Below are 15,327 nucleotides of genomic sequence, written 5' to 3'. Positions count from 1 at the left end.
GTCGGGAGCGCTAAAACTACAGGCCTCACCAGCCGAATCAATCCGGCTGCACGTTTTCTGTTTTTTGCTTGAGGAGTGACCCATGGTTGCCGCATTGCTTGATCGTCTTGGTGTGAACCCGGCCCTGTACCAGAACGGCAAAGTGCCGGTGCATTCGCCGATCGATGGCAGCCAGATCGCCGCCGTGAACTGGGAAGGCGCCGCTGAAGTCGAGCAGCACATCAGTCGTGCAGATCATGCGTTCGAATTGTGGCGCAAGGTCCCGGCCCCGCGCCGTGGCGAACTGGTCCGCCAACTGGGCGACATCCTGCGTGAATACAAGGCCGATCTCGGCGAGCTCGTGTCCTGGGAAGCCGGCAAGATCACTCAGGAAGGTCTGGGTGAAGTTCAGGAAATGATCGACATCTGCGATTTCGCCGTCGGCCTGTCCCGGCAGCTGTACGGTTTGACCATCGCATCCGAGCGTCCTGGCCACCACATGCGCGAAACCTGGCACCCGCTGGGCGTCGTCGGCGTGATCAGTGCGTTCAACTTCCCGGTGGCGGTCTGGGCCTGGAACACCGCGCTGGCGCTGGTCTGCGGCAACCCGGTGATCTGGAAACCATCGGAGAAAACTCCGCTGACCGCCTTGGCGTGCCAAGCGCTGTTCGATCGCGTACTGAAGAACTTCAGCGACGCGCCGCCGCACCTGAGCCAGGTCATCATTGGCGGTCGCGATGCTGGCGAAGCCCTGGTCGATGACCCGCGTGTCGCGCTGATCAGCGCCACCGGCAGCACCCGCATGGGCCGCGAAGTGGCACCGAAAATCGCCGCACGTTTCGCTCGCAGCATTCTGGAGCTGGGTGGCAACAACGCAATGATCCTGGGCCCAAGCGCCGACCTGGACATGGCCGTACGAGCCATCCTGTTCAGCGCCGTCGGCACTGCCGGTCAGCGTTGCACCACGTTGCGTCGCCTGATTGCCCATGAATCGGTGAAAGAAGAAATCGTCACCCGCCTGAAAGCCGCTTACTCCAAAGTGCGTATCGGCAATCCACTGGAAGGCAATCTGATTGGTCCGCTGATCGACAAACACAGCTTCGAAAACATGCAGGATGCGCTTGAGCAGGCCTTGAGCGAAGGCGGCCGGGTGTTCGGTGGCAAGCGCCAACTGGAAGACAAATTCCCTAACGCTTATTACGTCTCGCCGGCCATCGTTGAAATGCCGGAGCAGAGCGATGTGGTTTGCCACGAAACCTTCGCGCCGATTCTGTACGTGGTGGGTTACAAGGAATTCGACGAAGCGCTGCGCCTGAACAACGCCGTGCCACAAGGCCTGTCGTCGTGCATCTTCACCACTGACGTACGTGAAGCCGAGCAGTTCATGTCGGCGGTGGGCAGCGACTGCGGCATCGCCAACGTCAACATCGGCCCGAGCGGCGCGGAAATCGGCGGGGCGTTTGGCGGCGAGAAAGAAACGGGTGGCGGTCGTGAGTCCGGTTCCGATGCATGGCGCGGCTACATGCGCCGTCAGACCAACACCGTGAACTATTCGCTGGAATTGCCGTTGGCTCAGGGCATTACCTTCGACTGATACCTCAAGTCGAGCAGTGATCCCCTGTAGGAGTGAGCCTGCTCGCGATAGCGATTTAACATTCAACATCTATGTTGACTGATAGACCTCAATCGCGAGCAGGCTCACTCCTACATTTTGAACTGTGTGTTGGTTAGGTTTCTGTTGGAGTCTGGCAATGCCGTTACGCGAAGAGTGTCTGTGGGAAAAACTGACGCCGCAAAGGCCTGACAACGCGGCGCTCAAGGGTGAGGTAACGGTGGATGTCTGCGTTATCGGCGCCGGTTTCACCGGTCTGTCGGCGGCGGTGCATCTGCTGGAAAAAGGCAAAAGCGTCTGTGTACTGGAGGCCCATCGCGCCGGTCATGGCGGATCGGGGCGCAACGTCGGGCTGGTCAATGCCGGGATGTGGATTCCGCCGGACGAGATCGAAGCCGGTTTCGGCGAGGCGGTTGGCAGTCAGCTTAATCGCATGCTTGGAGCGGCACCGTCCCTGGTGTTCAGCCTTGTGGATAAGTACAACATCGATTGCCAGCTTCGCCGTGAAGGCACGCTGCACATGGCACACAACGCCCGTGGCGAAGCGGACTTGCGCAGTCGTGAAGAACAATGGAAACGTCGCGGCGCGCCGGTGGAACTGTTGACCGGTAAAGCCTGTGAACAAGCAACAGGCACCAAAAAGATTGCCGCTGCGCTGCTTGATCGACGTGCCGGCACGATCAACCCAATGGCTTACACGACGGGGCTGGCCAAAGCGGCCATCGGTCTCGGCGGTCAGTTGTTCGACCATTCCCCGGTGACCCGACTCGAACGTCAGGGCCAGCGCTGGTCGGTACAAACCGCTCAGGGTTCGGTGCTTGCCGAGCAAGTCGTGATTGCCTCTAACGCCTACACCGAAGGTGACTGGACGGAATTGCGGCGCAACTTCTTCCCCGGTTATTACTATCAGGTGGCCTCGGTCCCGCTGACCGAAGAGGCCGCGCAACAAATTCTCCCGGGTGGCCAGGGTTCCTGGGACACCCGTCAGGTCCTCAGCAGTGTTCGTCGGGATAAGGACGGCCGTCTGCTGCTCGGCAGTCTCGGTAATGGCAATCAGAAACCGACCTGGTTTCTCAAGGCTTGGGCCGACCGGGTTCAGCAGCACTATTTTCCTTATCTCAAACCGGTGGAATGGGAATGCACCTGGACCGGTTGCATCGCCTTTACCCCCGATCATTTGATGCGTTTATTCGAGCCAGCGCCCGGTTTAGTGGCAGTCACCGGTTACAACGGCCGGGGCGTCACTACTGGCACTGTCGTCGGCAAAGCCTTTGCCGATTATCTGTGTAACGGAAATCCTCAAGCGCTGCCGATTCCCTTTGCGCCTATGCAGCCATTGGCGGGTGTGGGATTGCGCAGCTGTCTGTACGAGGCCGGATTCTCGCTGTATCACGCAGGCCAGTGCCTGCGGATCGTTATTTGATTGTTGAAATTTGTTGCTGGAAGCGGCGCTTTTTCGCGCAGCGACTAGCCTGTAAAAGGTGCGGGTTGTAGCAGTTCCGCACCAGCAGTGTGCACTTCGGTGACGCACGTTGTTACAGGCTGGTTGCACGTCGTTTGGCGCCGCGGTTGCAATGATGGCGCATGCGGGTTGCGCCTTTAAAAATAAATGGTTTCACCTCCCGCGGTTTAGACGGTTGCACGCCCAATGAAAATGGGATCGAAACAGTCGAAATAACAATAAAGCAGCGACTTTTTTCAGAATAAAAAACCGATGGCACGGCCCTTGCTCTGAGCATTCAGGAAGTCGCAGTGCCAACTAAAAAAAAACCTTGGAGCACCACCTCATGTCCCAGACGTTTTACAAAAAAGGCTTTTTGGCCCTCGCAGTGGCAACTGCGTTGGGTGTTTCTGCGTTTGCACAGGCTGATGTGAAAATCGGTGTGGCGGGACCGATGACAGGCGCCAACGCGGCATTTGGCGAGCAGTACATGAAGGGTGCACAGGCTGCGGCCGATGCGGTCAACGCAGCGGGCGGCGTAAACGGGGAAAAAATCGTACTGGTCAAAGGCGATGACGCCTGCGAACCGAAACAGGCTGTGACGGTCGCCAAGGACCTGACCAACCAGAAAGTCGCTGGCGTAGTCGGTCACTTCTGCTCCTCCTCGACGATCCCGGCTTCGGAGATCTACGACGAAGCGGGCATCATCGCGATCACTCCAGGCTCCACCAACCCACAGGTTACCGAACGCGGCCTGGCTGCCATGTTCCGTATGTGCGGTCGTGACGACCAGCAAGGCATTGTGGCCGGCGACTACATCGTCGACGTGCTCAAAGGCAAGAAAGTCGTGGTCCTCCACGACAAAGACACCTACGGCCAAGGTCTGGCAGATGCCACCAAGGCACAACTGGTCAAGCGCGGCGTAACGCCGGTGCTGTACGAAGGCCTGACCCGCGGCGAGAAAGACTTCAGCGCCGTGGTGACCAAGATCCGTGCGGCCGGTGCCGACGTGGTCTACTTCGGCGGCTTGCACCCGGAAGCCGGTCCACTGGTTCGCCAACTGCGTGAACAAGGCCTCAAAGACGTCAAGTTCATGTCCGATGACGGCATCGTGACCGACGAACTGGTGACCACCGCCGGTGGCCCGCAGAACGTTGACGGCGTGTACATGACCTTCGGCGCCGACCCGCGCCTGCTGCCAGACAGCAAGACGGTAGTGGACGAGTTCCGCAAAAAAGGCACCGAGCCTGAAGGCTACACCCTGTACGCCTACGCTTCGGTCCAGACCCTCGCAGCTGCTTTCAATGGCGCCAAGTCCAACAAGGGCGACGACGCTGCCAAATGGCTGAAAGCCAACAAGGTCCAAACCGTGATGGGCGAGAAGACCTGGGACGCCAAGGGCGACCTGAAAGTCTCCGACTACGTGGTTTACCAGTGGGACAAGGACGGCAAATACCACCAACTGGAAAAACAGAAGTGATATGACCTGCTGATTGCCCGGCACCTTGTGCGCCGGGCAATCAATCAACATGTCCGTGCAGTACCTGTCTTTTCTCGTAGAGCTGCACACAACCGTGTTGCGCCGGTGGCTGAACCCCGGTCCGTCGTACACGGCTTCTGTGCAGTCTCTCAAATGCGTGAGATTGCGTTATGGATGGTATTTTCCTGCAGCAACTGGTCAACGGCCTGACCCTCGGGTCGGTCTATGGCCTGATCGCCATCGGCTACACAATGGTCTATGGCATCATCGGCATGATCAACTTCGCCCACGGCGAGGTTTACATGATTTCCGCTTACCTCGCGGCGATCAGTCTGGCTCTGCTGGCTTACTTCGGTATTGAATCCTTCCCTCTGCTGATGCTCGGCACACTGGTCTTCACCATCATCGTCACGGCGGTGTATGGCTGGGTCATCGAGCGTGTCGCCTACAAACCGTTGCGCAACTCCACACGACTGGCACCGCTGATCAGCGCCATCGGTATTTCGCTGATCCTGCAAAACTATGCACAGATCGCCCAAGGCGCCCGTCAACAAGGCGTACCCACACTGCTGACCGGTGCATGGCGAGTTGAAGTCGGGAGCGGCTTCGTTCAGCTCACCTACACCAAGATATTCATTCTGATCGCCGCATTTGTCGGGATGGGCCTGCTGACCTACGTCATCAAGTACACCAAGCTCGGCCGCATGTGCCGCGCCACCCAACAAGACCGCAAGATGGCTTCGATCCTGGGGATCAACACCGACCGCGTAATTTCCTATGTGTTCATCATCGGTGCAGCGATGGCGGCCCTGGCCGGCGTGCTGATCACCATGAACTACGGCACGTTCGACTTCTACGCAGGCTTCGTCATCGGGATCAAAGCGTTCACCGCCGCGGTACTCGGCGGGATCGGTTCGCTGCCTGGCGCCATGCTCGGCGGGATTATTCTGGGGATCTCCGAATCACTGTTCTCAGGTCTGGTGAACTCGGACTACAAAGACGTTTTCAGCTTCTCGCTGCTCGTTCTTGTTCTGGTCTTTCGGCCTCAAGGCCTGCTCGGCCGTCCTCTTGTGTCGAAGGTGTAAGCGATGTCTTCAACCACTAAAAAAACCATTGATCTCAAAAGAAGCCTGGTTGACGCGATTCTTGCCGGCCTGGTGGCCCTGATTGTGTTCGGCCCGATTGTCGGCGTGGTTCTCGACGGCTACGGCTTCAACCTGGAAACGACCCGGGTAGCGTGGATTGTCGCCATTGTCATGGCCGGCCGCTTTGCCTTGAGCCTGTTCCTGCAAACCCCCAAGGGCCTGAAAATTCTTGAAGGCTTTGAAAGCACCGGCTCCGGCGTTCATGTACTGCCGCCGGACTATAAAAGCCGGTTGCGCTGGATCATTCCGGTGTTGATTGTCGTTGCCGTGGTGTTCCCGTTTTTCTCCAACTCCTACTTGCTGGGCGTGGTCATCCTCGGACTGATCTACGTACTGCTGGGCCTGGGGCTGAACATCGTGGTCGGTCTGGCCGGTCTGCTCGACCTGGGTTATGTGGCGTTCTACGCCATCGGCGCCTACGGGCTGGCGCTCGGTTACCAATACCTCGGTCTGGGCTTCTGGACGGTGCTGCCGCTGGCGGCGATCACCGCCGGCCTGGCCGGTTGCATCCTCGGTTTCCCGGTGCTGCGCCTGCACGGTGACTACCTGGCGATCGTGACCCTGGGCTTCGGTGAAATCATCCGGTTGATCCTCAATAACTGGTTGTCCCTGACTGGCGGCCCGAATGGCATGGCCGCTCCGTTGCCAACCTTCTTCGGCATCGAGTTTGGCAAGCGGGCAAAAGAGGGCGGGGTGCCGTTCCATGAGTTCTTTGGCATCGCCTACAACCCGGACGTGAAGTACTACTTCATCTACACGGTGTTGTTCCTGGTGGTATTGGCCGTATTGCACATCAAGCACCGCTTGACCCGCATGCCGGTCGGTCGCGCCTGGGAAGCCTTGCGTGAAGACGAAATCGCTTGCCGTTCCATGGGGCTGAACCACGTACTGGTCAAACTCTCGGCGTTTACCATCGGTGCATCGACGGCCGGTCTGGCCGGCGTGTTCTTCGCCACCTACCAGGGCTTCGTCAACCCGACCTCGTTCACCTTCTTCGAATCGGCCTTGATCCTCGCCATCGTGGTGCTCGGCGGCATGGGTTCGACCATCGGCGTGGTGATTGCGGCTTTCGTGCTGACCGTCGCCCCGGAACTGCTGCGGGGCTTCGCGGAATATCGCGTGCTGCTGTTCGGTATCCTGATGGTGTTGATGATGATCTGGCGACCGCGCGGCCTGATTCGGATCAGCCGTACCGGTGTGACCCCGCGTAAAGGAGTAGCGCCATGAGCGAAGTCGTACTCTCGGTCGAGAAGCTGATGATGCACTTCGGCGGCATCAAGGCGTTGAACGATGTCAGCCTGAAGGTCAAACGCAACTCGATCTTCGCCCTGATCGGCCCCAATGGCGCCGGCAAGACCACCGTGTTCAACTGCCTGACCGGGTTCTACAAGGCCTCGGGCGGCAAGATTGAACTCAACGTGCGTGGCGAGCGCACCGATGTCATCAAAATGCTGGGCGAACCGTTCAAGGCGACAGATTTTGTATCGCCAAAAAACTTCATCAGCCGGCTCCATTACAAGATGTTCGGCGGCACTCACCTGGTGAACCGTGCCGGCCTGGCGCGGACGTTCCAGAACATTCGCCTGTTCAAGGAGATGTCGGTGCTGGAAAACCTGCTGGTGGCCCAACACATGTGGGTCAACCGCAGCATGCTGGCCGGGATCCTCAACACCAAGGGTTATCGCAAAGCCGAAAGCGATGCACTGGACCATGCGTTCTACTGGTTGGAAGTGGTGGACCTGGTGGACTGCGCCAACCGTCTGGCCGGTGAACTGTCCTACGGCCAGCAACGTCGTCTGGAAATTGCCCGGGCCATGTGCACCCGGCCGCAAATCATCTGCCTCGACGAACCGGCCGCCGGCCTCAACCCTCAGGAAACCGAAGCGCTGAGCGCGATGATCCGGCTGCTGCGCGACGAGCACGATCTGACCGTGGTGCTGATCGAACACGACATGGGCATGGTAATGAGCATTTCCGACCACATCGTGGTGCTGGACCACGGCATCGTCATCGCCGAGGGCGGCCCCGAGGCCATCCGACACGATCCGAAAGTGATTGCGGCCTACCTGGGCGCCGATGAAGAGGAAGTGGTGCTATGAGCAAACCCATCCTCGAACTGAAGGATCTGGATGTGTTCTACGGGCCGATCCAGGCCCTGAAGAAAGTCTCGCTGCACATCAATGAAGGTGAAACGGTCAGCCTGATCGGCTCCAACGGCGCCGGTAAATCGACCCTGCTGATGTCGATTTTCGGTCAGCCGCGAGCGGCGGACGGGGAGATCATCTATCAGGGTGTGGATATCACTCACAAGTCATCCCACTACATCGCGTCCAACGGCATCGCTCAATCGCCGGAAGGACGGCGGGTGTTCCCTGACATGACCGTCGAGGAAAACCTGCTGATGGGTACCATCCCTATCGGTGACAAGTACGCCAAGGAAGACATGCAACGCATGTTCGAGTTGTTCCCGCGACTCGAAGAGCGGCGAACCCAGCGGGCGATGACCATGTCCGGCGGCGAGCAGCAAATGCTCGCCATCGCGCGTGCGCTGATGAGCCGGCCGAAACTGCTGTTGCTGGACGAGCCGAGCCTGGGGCTGGCGCCGATTGTGGTGAAACAGATCTTCGCGACGCTGCGGGAACTGGCCAAAACCGGCATGACGATCTTCCTGGTGGAGCAGAACGCCAACCACGCCCTCAAACTGTCGGACCGGGCGTACGTGATGGTCAACGGCGAGATCCGCATCACAGGCACTGGCAAGGAACTGCTGGTTAACGAGGAAGTGCGTAACGCTTATCTCGGCGGCCACTAAACGGCTGGGTGGATAAAAAACGCCCTGACGAATCAACGTCAGGGCGTTTTTTTATGCCGGTCCTAAAGCTTTTTTGAAATTGTGGAAAACAATATTCACAAGCTCTCAAAGCGCGACATAAAGCCGCTGCAAATAGTTGTTTTGTCACGGTTTTGACTTGTCCCCGTTTGCTGTGGAGCTGGCTGTGAATAACGTGGGAGTAGCTGGCTGAAAGCCTTTGAAACCGTGGCTTGCAGAGTTGTGGTTGTTTTTTGATCAGGCGTTTTTGCGGGACCGCGAGCGAGCTTTGTCAACCTTTTTGTTGGTGACGAAAACGGACCGAAATGAAGTGGGGCTGCCTGTGGATAAGTCTGTGGTTAAACTCTGGAAAGACTCGGCTGAAGGCCGTAGTTACTGGCTTGGCGCCATCGTCGGTATGACCGGCCAATCGTGCAAAATGCCATGGGCTACACAGCCGGCGTTCCAGGGTCAAGCAAAAAAATTTCCAATTTGCCCGCAAAGCCTTGTGCACAGCGGCTTACAGCTTTTCCACTTGCCCCCGGAAACTGTGGACCGGCCTGTGGATAAGGTGCGCGCACATGGCTGCAAGCCACGGCAGGTAAGGCGTGGCATCGTTTGATCGTTTTTTGTACAGCTCGTGCGGTAGTTGCCGCTGTGGGCAAGGCCGGGCATGCTGGCTGCTGATTTTCTATTCCAGTGGCTGCCGATCAGCCGAAGCAAGGAGAACACGATGTCCAACACCCTGTTTATTACCGGCGCGACCTCCGGTTTTGGCGAAGCCTGCGCCCGTCGTTTTGCCGAAGCCGGCTGGAAACTGGTGCTGACCGGCCGTCGTGAAGAGCGTCTCAATGCGCTGTGCGCCGAGTTGTCGAAGCAGACCGAGGTCCATGGCCTGGTGCTCGACGTGCGTGATCGCAAGGCCATGGAGGAGGCGATTGCCAACCTGCCGCCGTCCTTCGCCAAACTGCGCGGGCTGATCAACAACGCCGGGCTGGCCCTGGGTGTTGACCCGGCGCCCAAGTGCGACCTCGACGATTGGGACACGATGGTCGACACCAACATCAAAGGCCTGATGTACAGCACTCGTCTGCTGTTGCCCCGCCTGATCGCTCACGGTCGCGGCGCGGGCATCGTCAACCTCGGCTCCATCGCCGGCAACTACCCGTACCCGGGCAGCCATGTGTATGGCGCGAGCAAAGCGTTCGTCAAACAGTTCTCCCTGAACCTGCGTTGCGACCTGCAAGGTACAGGTGTGCGGGTCAGCAATATCGAGCCGGGCCTGTGCGAAAGCGAGTTCTCACTGGTGCGTTTCGCCGGTGACCAGGAGCGTTACAACGCGACTTACGCCGGTGCCGAGCCGATCCAGCCGCAAGACATCGCCGACACCATTTTCTGGGTGCTCAATGCCCCGGCGCACATCAACATCAACAGCCTGGAGCTGATGCCGGTGAGCCAGACGTGGAGCGGGTTTGCGATTGAGCGTAATGCCAAGGTTTAAGACCGCGTAACGGCCATCGCGGGCAAGCCACGCTCCCACAGGATTTGTGTTGAATCGCCATTTCGCGAACGACAAAAAACCTGTGGGAGCGTGGCTTGCCCGCGATAGCTATCTTTCAGTCAGCGAAGATATTCGATCAGTCCGCGATAGCAGGTCGCCAAGTGATAAGGCGTGGTCGACGGCATGTCCCGGCGTGTCACATCACCGTTTTCATCACGACACTCATACCAGCCACCCGCATGCAGAAAGCGCTGCTGCAACGCCTGCAACTGGTGCAGCACTGCAGGCTCGCTGTCTGGTCGCAAGGTCAGGGCACGCAGGTATTCAGCCTGAGCCCAGATTCGCTGCGTAGCGTCCCGAGGTGAGCCGTTCGGCTGCAGGTCGAGCATGGCCCGCACGGCGCCGGTCTGTTGATCGATACCCAGTTGCTCGGTGAACGCAAAGGCGCGTTCCAGAGAGGTGTGGAGTGTCGAACCGCGCAGCAGCGAAGACGATTCCAGCAGGAAATACCACTCGAACTGATGCCCAGGTTCAAACCAGTTATCCACAGCACCCAGCGGTTTTTCCATCAACACACCGTGTTGCGGGTCGATAAAACGCTTCTGCATGGCTGTGCATAACTCGACGAGCGCGTCTTGCACGGCGACGTCTTTGCGCACCGATAGCGTGGCGAGGAAGGCTTCGGCCAAGTGCATCAGGGGATTTTGCAGCGGCCCGGACTCGAGCGAGGACCAGTCACGGTCGAGGCTGGCTTCGTACAGGCCGTCGCCCGTGGCAAAGCGCTGCGCGACCACTTCCAGTACGGCGTTGAGCACCGATTCCACCAGCGGTTCGCGGACCTTGTCCCAGTAATGGGCGCAGGCGAACAGGATGAAGGCGTGGGTGTAGAGGTCTTTACGCTGATCCAGCGGCGCGCCCTGCGGGTCGACGCTGTAGAACCAGCCGCCATGCTCGGCATCGTGGAAATGCTGCTGCAGGGAACGGAACAGCGCTGCGGCGCGCTCTTCGGCGGCCGGTACCTGGCCGATCAGGCTGGAAAACAGGTAAAGCTGCCGTGCGCAGGCCATGGCCCGGTAGCGTTGGGGCGGCAGCGGTTGGTGCTCGGCGTCCAGCGCCTCATAGGGCAACGCCATGTCGGCATTCCAGCCGGGGCCTTGCCAGAGCGGCACGATCACGTCCTGGAAGTGCTGTTGCACTGAGGCAAACAGAGCGGTCAATTCAGGCTGGGAGGCGGAGCGGGAAACAGGCGGCATTGGCTGGCGTCGTCACGGCAGGGTTGATTGCGCGACATGTTAGCAGAGAGCGCGCGTCGATCGTTCCCACGCTCTGCGTGGGAACGATCTTTGGGCGTTTAGCCTGCCAGCAACCACACGCCAGTCGCCGCCGACGCTGCACCCGCCAGTCGAACCAGCGGCGCCGCCGCTTGCGGCAACAACCGCACGGCTGCATAACCCAAGCCATGCAATGCAGCCGTCGCGGCTACAAAACCCGCCGCATACGCCCAAGGGCTCGACATCTGCGGCAACTCCAGTCCGTGCGCCACCCCGTGGAACAACGCAAACAACGCGGTTGCCGCAACGGCGAGGCTCAACGGCGGACGCACAGCCAACGCCACAGCCAGACCCAGCGCCAGTACCGACGCCGCAATCCCGCTCTCCAGCGCCGGCAGGTTCAGCCCTTCAAACCCCAGCAACCCGCCGATCAGCATGATGCCGACGAATGTGCACGGCAGCGCCCAGCGTGCAGCGCCTTTCTGTTGTGCCGCCCACAATCCGACCGCCACCATCGCCAACAAGTGATCGAGGCCACCGACCGGGTGGCTGATGCCGGCGATCAAACCGTTGTCGCCATGCCCCGGGTGGGCGAAGGCGATGGCCGGGGTCAGCAGCAGGGCCATGGCGCCCAGAATGCGTTTTAGTGTCATGGATAAGCTTCCTTGTTGATAAAAGTTGATCGTGTTCACGCCGCAGTCAGCAGGCCCTGGCGTTCGATGAAGGCGATGATTTCTTCCAGGCCGAGACCGGTTTTCTGGTTGCTGAAAACGAACGGCTTGCCGTTGCGCATGCGCTTGGTGTCGCTGTCCATCAGTTCCAGCGACGCACCCACCAATGGCGCGAGGTCGATTTTGTTGATCACCAGCAAGTCGGATTTGCAGATCCCCGGCCCACCCTTGCGCGGCAGCTTGTCGCCGGCCGAGACGTCGATCACGTAAATGGTCAGGTCGGACAACTCTGGGCTGAAGGTGGCGGACAGGTTGTCACCACCGGATTCCACAAGGATCAGGTCCAGCCCTGGAAAGCGGCGGTTCAGTTGGTCCACGGCTTCGAGGTTGATCGAGGCGTCTTCGCGGATCGCCGTGTGCGGGCAGCCGCCGGTTTCCACGCCGATGATCCGCTCCGGCGCCAATGCTTCGTTGCGCACCAGAAAGTCGGCGTCTTCACGGGTGTAGATATCGTTGGTGACCACTGCCAGGTTGTAGCGGTCGCGCAAGGCCAGGCACAGGGCCAAAGTCAGAGCGGTTTTGCCGGAACCGACCGGACCGCCGATGCCGACGCGCAGAGGTTGTGTGTTCATGTGCTTCTCCAAAATAACAGGCCCAAAATAAAGGCCCTAGGAACGGAACAGACGGCTGTACTGGCGCTCATGGGCCATGCACGCCAGGGACAGGCCGAAAGCAGCGCTGCCATAGTGTTCGGGGGTGATTCGGGTGGCGCTCTGTTGAGCCTCTTGCAGCAGCGGCAGCAGTTCGCTGGTCAGGCGTTGCGCGGCTTGCTGGCCCAGTGGCAGGGTTTTCATCAGCACCGCCAATTGGTTTTCCAGCCAACTCCAGAGCCACGCCGCCAGTGCGTCCTGCGGGCTGATATTCCAGGCGCGAGCGGCCAGTGCCCAGCCGAGGGCCAGGTGCGGCTCGGGACGTTGCTCAAGAAAGGCGCGGGCCGGAGCATCAAGCTCCGGCAAACCGTTGAGCAGTTGCTGCAACGAATAACCCATCTGCCGACTTTCCTGATGCAGCTCGCGGGTTTCCCGGCTGGCGCGATGTTCTTCGCAGCGTTGCAGCAACTCACCCCAGTTTTCATCAGAGGCGGCCACGCAATGGGCGAGCAGCAACGGCGCTTCGAAACGCGCCAGGTTCAGCAGCAACTGATCACTGATCCAGCGCCGGGCGCTATTGGAGTCGTTGACGCGGCCGTTATCCACAGCCATTTCCAGACCCTGGGAATAGCTGTAACCGCCAATCGGCAACTGCGGACTGGCCAGGCGCAACAGCGCCCAGGCTGGGTTCATAGCCGCACGCCGAATTGGTGCAGTTTCGGCGGGTAGTTGAAGTCTTCGTCGCCGTGGCGCGAATGGTGATGGCCGCCACCGTAGGCGCCGTGTTCCGGCTGGAACGGCGCTTCGATGTTTTCGACCTTGGCATCAAGCTGTTCGAGCATGGCCTTGAGTACGTAGTCGTCGAGCAGGCGCAACCAGCCATCACCGACTTGCAGGGCAACGTGGCGGTTGCCGAGGTGATAGGCCGCGCGAGTCAGTTCGAAAGCATTGGCGCAGGTGACGTGCAGCAGTTGTTCGGCCCGGGCGCAGACGCGGACGATGCGTCCGTCTTCGGCTTGCAGGCACTCGCCGTCGTACAGCGGTGGCTGACCGCGCTCCAAAAACAACCCGACGTCTTCACCCTCGGCACTGAAACAGCGCAAACGGCTTTTGCTCCGGGCTTCGAAGGTCAGGTGCAACTCGGCGGCCCAGACGGGTTGAGGGTCGATTCTGCGATGAATCACCAGCATCGGAAGGCTTCCAGCAATGGACAATGCTTAGGCTAGAGCAAGGGGCTTGCCAATCGAGCTAAGAGTAGGAAATGCCTGTCGGAACTCAGCAAGTGCTTCAGGACGTTGCAGAATTCTGAGCTGGAATGGTGCGAGGATTTTTCAGCGGCACCAAATTGATGCTTGGAGGGATTTTTGTGGGAGCGGGCTTGCTCCCACATGGGTTATTCGGTGCTGCCCAAGCCTTGCCAATGCTTGAGGCCGATAAAGATGAATCGCAGTTGCTGAGTGATTTTCGCTTGCGGCGTCAGATGCTCGGGCAGCGCCTGCGCCGGCGGATCAATGATGTCCGGCAAGGTCGCGAATACGCTTTTAACAATCAGGTCAGCCATGACGCTCAGGCCGGCGATATCCAGGTGTTGCAGTTTCGGCATCAAGGACAAGTCGGCCGCCAGGTCCGAACTGATGTCTTCGCGCAAACGGCCAATGGCCTGGCGCACGGGCAGCGAGCCGCCGTACTGCTCGCGGGCCAGAAACAGGAACTGCGAGCGATTGGCCGTGACCACGTCGAGAAAGATCCGCACCGAGGCGTCAATGATGCCGCCCATGACGAACTCGTTGTGGCGCACCAGGCGAATGGTTTCGCGGAAGGTTTGACCGACTTCACTCACCAGTACCAGGCCCAGTTCATCCATATCGGCGAAATGCCGGTAGAAACCGGTGGGCACGATCCCGGCGGTTCTGGCGACTTCGCGCAGGCTCAGGCTGCCGAATCCTCGGCCGCATTCCATCAAGTGGCGGGCAGCGTCCATCAGGGCGTTGCGGGTCTGTTGTTTCTGTTCGGCGCGGGGCAGCATCGCAAGGGTGTTTTCTGGATAAGACAGCGACGCACTCTAGCAAATCGGCTTTGCCGGCGTCGAATGACTATCGGGGGATCAAGCGGGAAAGTGAGGCATCTATAACGTCAAAAGCCCAATCCGGGGATTGGGCTTTTTTTCAGGGCCGCCATAGGCTTAGCTCAAAGCGCTGTTGCGTTCGATGACACGGTCACCACCACCTTCAGCCAGGGTTTGACCTTGTGGAGTGCGGTCGGAACCATCAGCAGCCAGGGTTTGGCCTTGTGGAGTGCGATCGGAACCATCTGCAGCCAGGGTTTGGCCTTGTGGAGTGCGGTCGGAACCATCAGCAGCCAGGGTTTGGCCTTGTGGAGTGCGGTCGGAACCATCAGCAGCCAGGGTTTGGCCTTGTGGAGTGCGATCGGAACCATCAGCAGCCAGGGTTTGGCCTTGTGGAGTACGGTCCGAGCCATCCTGGGTGATCAAGCCTTTTTCTTTCAGGCGATCATTGCCACCTTCGGCGACGGTTTGGCTGAACTCCGAGTGGGTGGATTTCACTTGCGGTGTGGCCTGGTCAGCCGCTGGCAGGGCAAAAGCCGTGCTGGCCAGCATCGAGAGGGTAAGGCTAAACAGTAATTGGCGTTTCATGATTGGGTGCTCCGTAGGAGGGCGATAAAGTGGGTACGAGGGCAATGCTACTCTCGATAAGTCGATATAAAAGTTCATAAACGCAATGGTAATAATCAACGGAATTGATTGTTCC

General features: G+C 59.4%; 15 protein-coding genes. 8 read left to right on the top strand and 7 right to left on the bottom strand.

The annotated features are described in order from the left end of the window. Positions 1-82 precede the first annotated feature (82 nt). The 8 genes from amaB (at position 83) to ABH912_RS17505 (ending at position 9,967) form a co-directional block, all read left to right on the top strand. Entirely contained in the window at positions 83-1,573 is a 1,491-nt protein-coding gene (amaB, locus tag ABH912_RS17540; RefSeq protein WP_429511249.1) for an L-piperidine-6-carboxylate dehydrogenase, read from the top strand. A 157-nt stretch (positions 1,574-1,730) separates the two neighbouring features. Beyond that, positions 1,731-3,014, top strand: a complete 1,284-nt coding sequence (amaA, locus tag ABH912_RS17535) for an L-pipecolate oxidase (RefSeq protein ID WP_033055565.1) — start codon at positions 1,731-1,733, stop codon at positions 3,012-3,014. A 364-nt stretch (positions 3,015-3,378) separates the two neighbouring features. Beyond that, positions 3,379-4,512 (top strand): branched-chain amino acid ABC transporter substrate-binding protein, encoded by a 1,134-nt coding sequence (locus ABH912_RS17530; protein ID WP_033055567.1) that lies wholly within the window; start codon positions 3,379-3,381, stop codon positions 4,510-4,512. A gap of 170 nt (positions 4,513-4,682) precedes the next feature. Further along, complete coding sequence (locus ABH912_RS17525) at positions 4,683-5,597, top strand: ABC transporter permease subunit (RefSeq protein WP_008153375.1); 915 nt, start codon at positions 4,683-4,685, stop codon at positions 5,595-5,597. A 3-nt stretch (positions 5,598-5,600) separates the two neighbouring features. After that, positions 5,601-6,884 (top strand): high-affinity branched-chain amino acid ABC transporter permease LivM, encoded by a 1,284-nt coding sequence (gene livM / locus ABH912_RS17520; RefSeq protein ID WP_033055569.1) that lies wholly within the window; start codon positions 5,601-5,603, stop codon positions 6,882-6,884. After that, the gene (locus ABH912_RS17515) at positions 6,881-7,756 is read left to right on the top strand and encodes an ABC transporter ATP-binding protein (RefSeq protein WP_033055570.1); all 876 of its coding nucleotides are present in this window, start codon (positions 6,881-6,883) and stop codon (positions 7,754-7,756) included. Before livM ends, ABH912_RS17515 begins: the two co-directional genes overlap by 4 nt. After that, positions 7,753-8,469: an ABC transporter ATP-binding protein gene (locus ABH912_RS17510; protein ID WP_033055571.1), complete on the top strand. Its 717-nt coding sequence runs from the start codon at positions 7,753-7,755 to the stop codon at positions 8,467-8,469. The genes ABH912_RS17515 and ABH912_RS17510 overlap by 4 nt, the downstream gene beginning before the upstream one ends. Before the next feature lie 730 nt (positions 8,470-9,199). Continuing rightward, positions 9,200-9,967 (top strand): SDR family oxidoreductase, encoded by a 768-nt coding sequence (locus tag ABH912_RS17505; protein ID WP_033055572.1) that lies wholly within the window; start codon positions 9,200-9,202, stop codon positions 9,965-9,967. A 119-nt stretch (positions 9,968-10,086) separates the two neighbouring features. Here the strand turns inward: ABH912_RS17505 and ABH912_RS17500 are convergent, their stop codons facing one another. From ABH912_RS17500 to ABH912_RS17470, 7 genes are all read right to left on the bottom strand, one after another. After that, positions 10,087-11,220, bottom strand: coding sequence for an AGE family epimerase/isomerase (locus ABH912_RS17500; protein WP_429511248.1), 1,134 nt, complete (start codon positions 11,218-11,220; stop codon positions 10,087-10,089). 98 nt (positions 11,221-11,318) lie between these two features. Continuing rightward, on the bottom strand, positions 11,319-11,891 hold the full coding sequence (locus tag ABH912_RS17495) for a HupE/UreJ family protein (protein WP_033055574.1): 573 nt from the start codon (positions 11,889-11,891) through the stop codon (positions 11,319-11,321). Positions 11,892-11,926: 35 nt separating this feature from the next. Next, a complete protein-coding gene (ureG, locus tag ABH912_RS17490; protein ID WP_008157381.1) occupies positions 11,927-12,541 on the bottom strand; it encodes an urease accessory protein UreG in 615 nt (204 codons plus the stop codon). A 36-nt stretch (positions 12,542-12,577) separates the two neighbouring features. Next, positions 12,578-13,252, bottom strand: a complete 675-nt coding sequence (locus tag ABH912_RS17485; RefSeq protein WP_429511247.1) for an urease accessory protein UreF — start codon at positions 13,250-13,252, stop codon at positions 12,578-12,580. After that, a complete protein-coding gene (gene ureE, locus ABH912_RS17480) occupies positions 13,249-13,749 on the bottom strand; it encodes an urease accessory protein UreE (protein WP_033055578.1) in 501 nt (166 codons plus the stop codon). Before ureE ends, ABH912_RS17485 begins: the two co-directional genes overlap by 4 nt. A gap of 203 nt (positions 13,750-13,952) precedes the next feature. Then, positions 13,953-14,585, bottom strand: a complete 633-nt coding sequence (locus tag ABH912_RS17475) for a TetR family transcriptional regulator (protein ID WP_033055580.1) — start codon at positions 14,583-14,585, stop codon at positions 13,953-13,955. Between the two features lie 156 nt (positions 14,586-14,741). Then, the gene (locus ABH912_RS17470) at positions 14,742-15,212 is read right to left on the bottom strand and encodes a hypothetical protein (protein WP_429511246.1); all 471 of its coding nucleotides are present in this window, start codon (positions 15,210-15,212) and stop codon (positions 14,742-14,744) included. Positions 15,213-15,327 lie beyond the last annotated feature (115 nt).

This window comes from Pseudomonas sp. BT76 TE3572 (genome assembly GCF_050435365.1).
In the GTDB taxonomy this organism is placed as follows: domain Bacteria; phylum Pseudomonadota; class Gammaproteobacteria; order Pseudomonadales; family Pseudomonadaceae; genus Aquipseudomonas; species Aquipseudomonas fluorescens_W.
The sequence above is the reverse complement of the archived record's forward strand: the minus strand, read 5'-3'. Positions and strand labels throughout refer to the sequence as shown.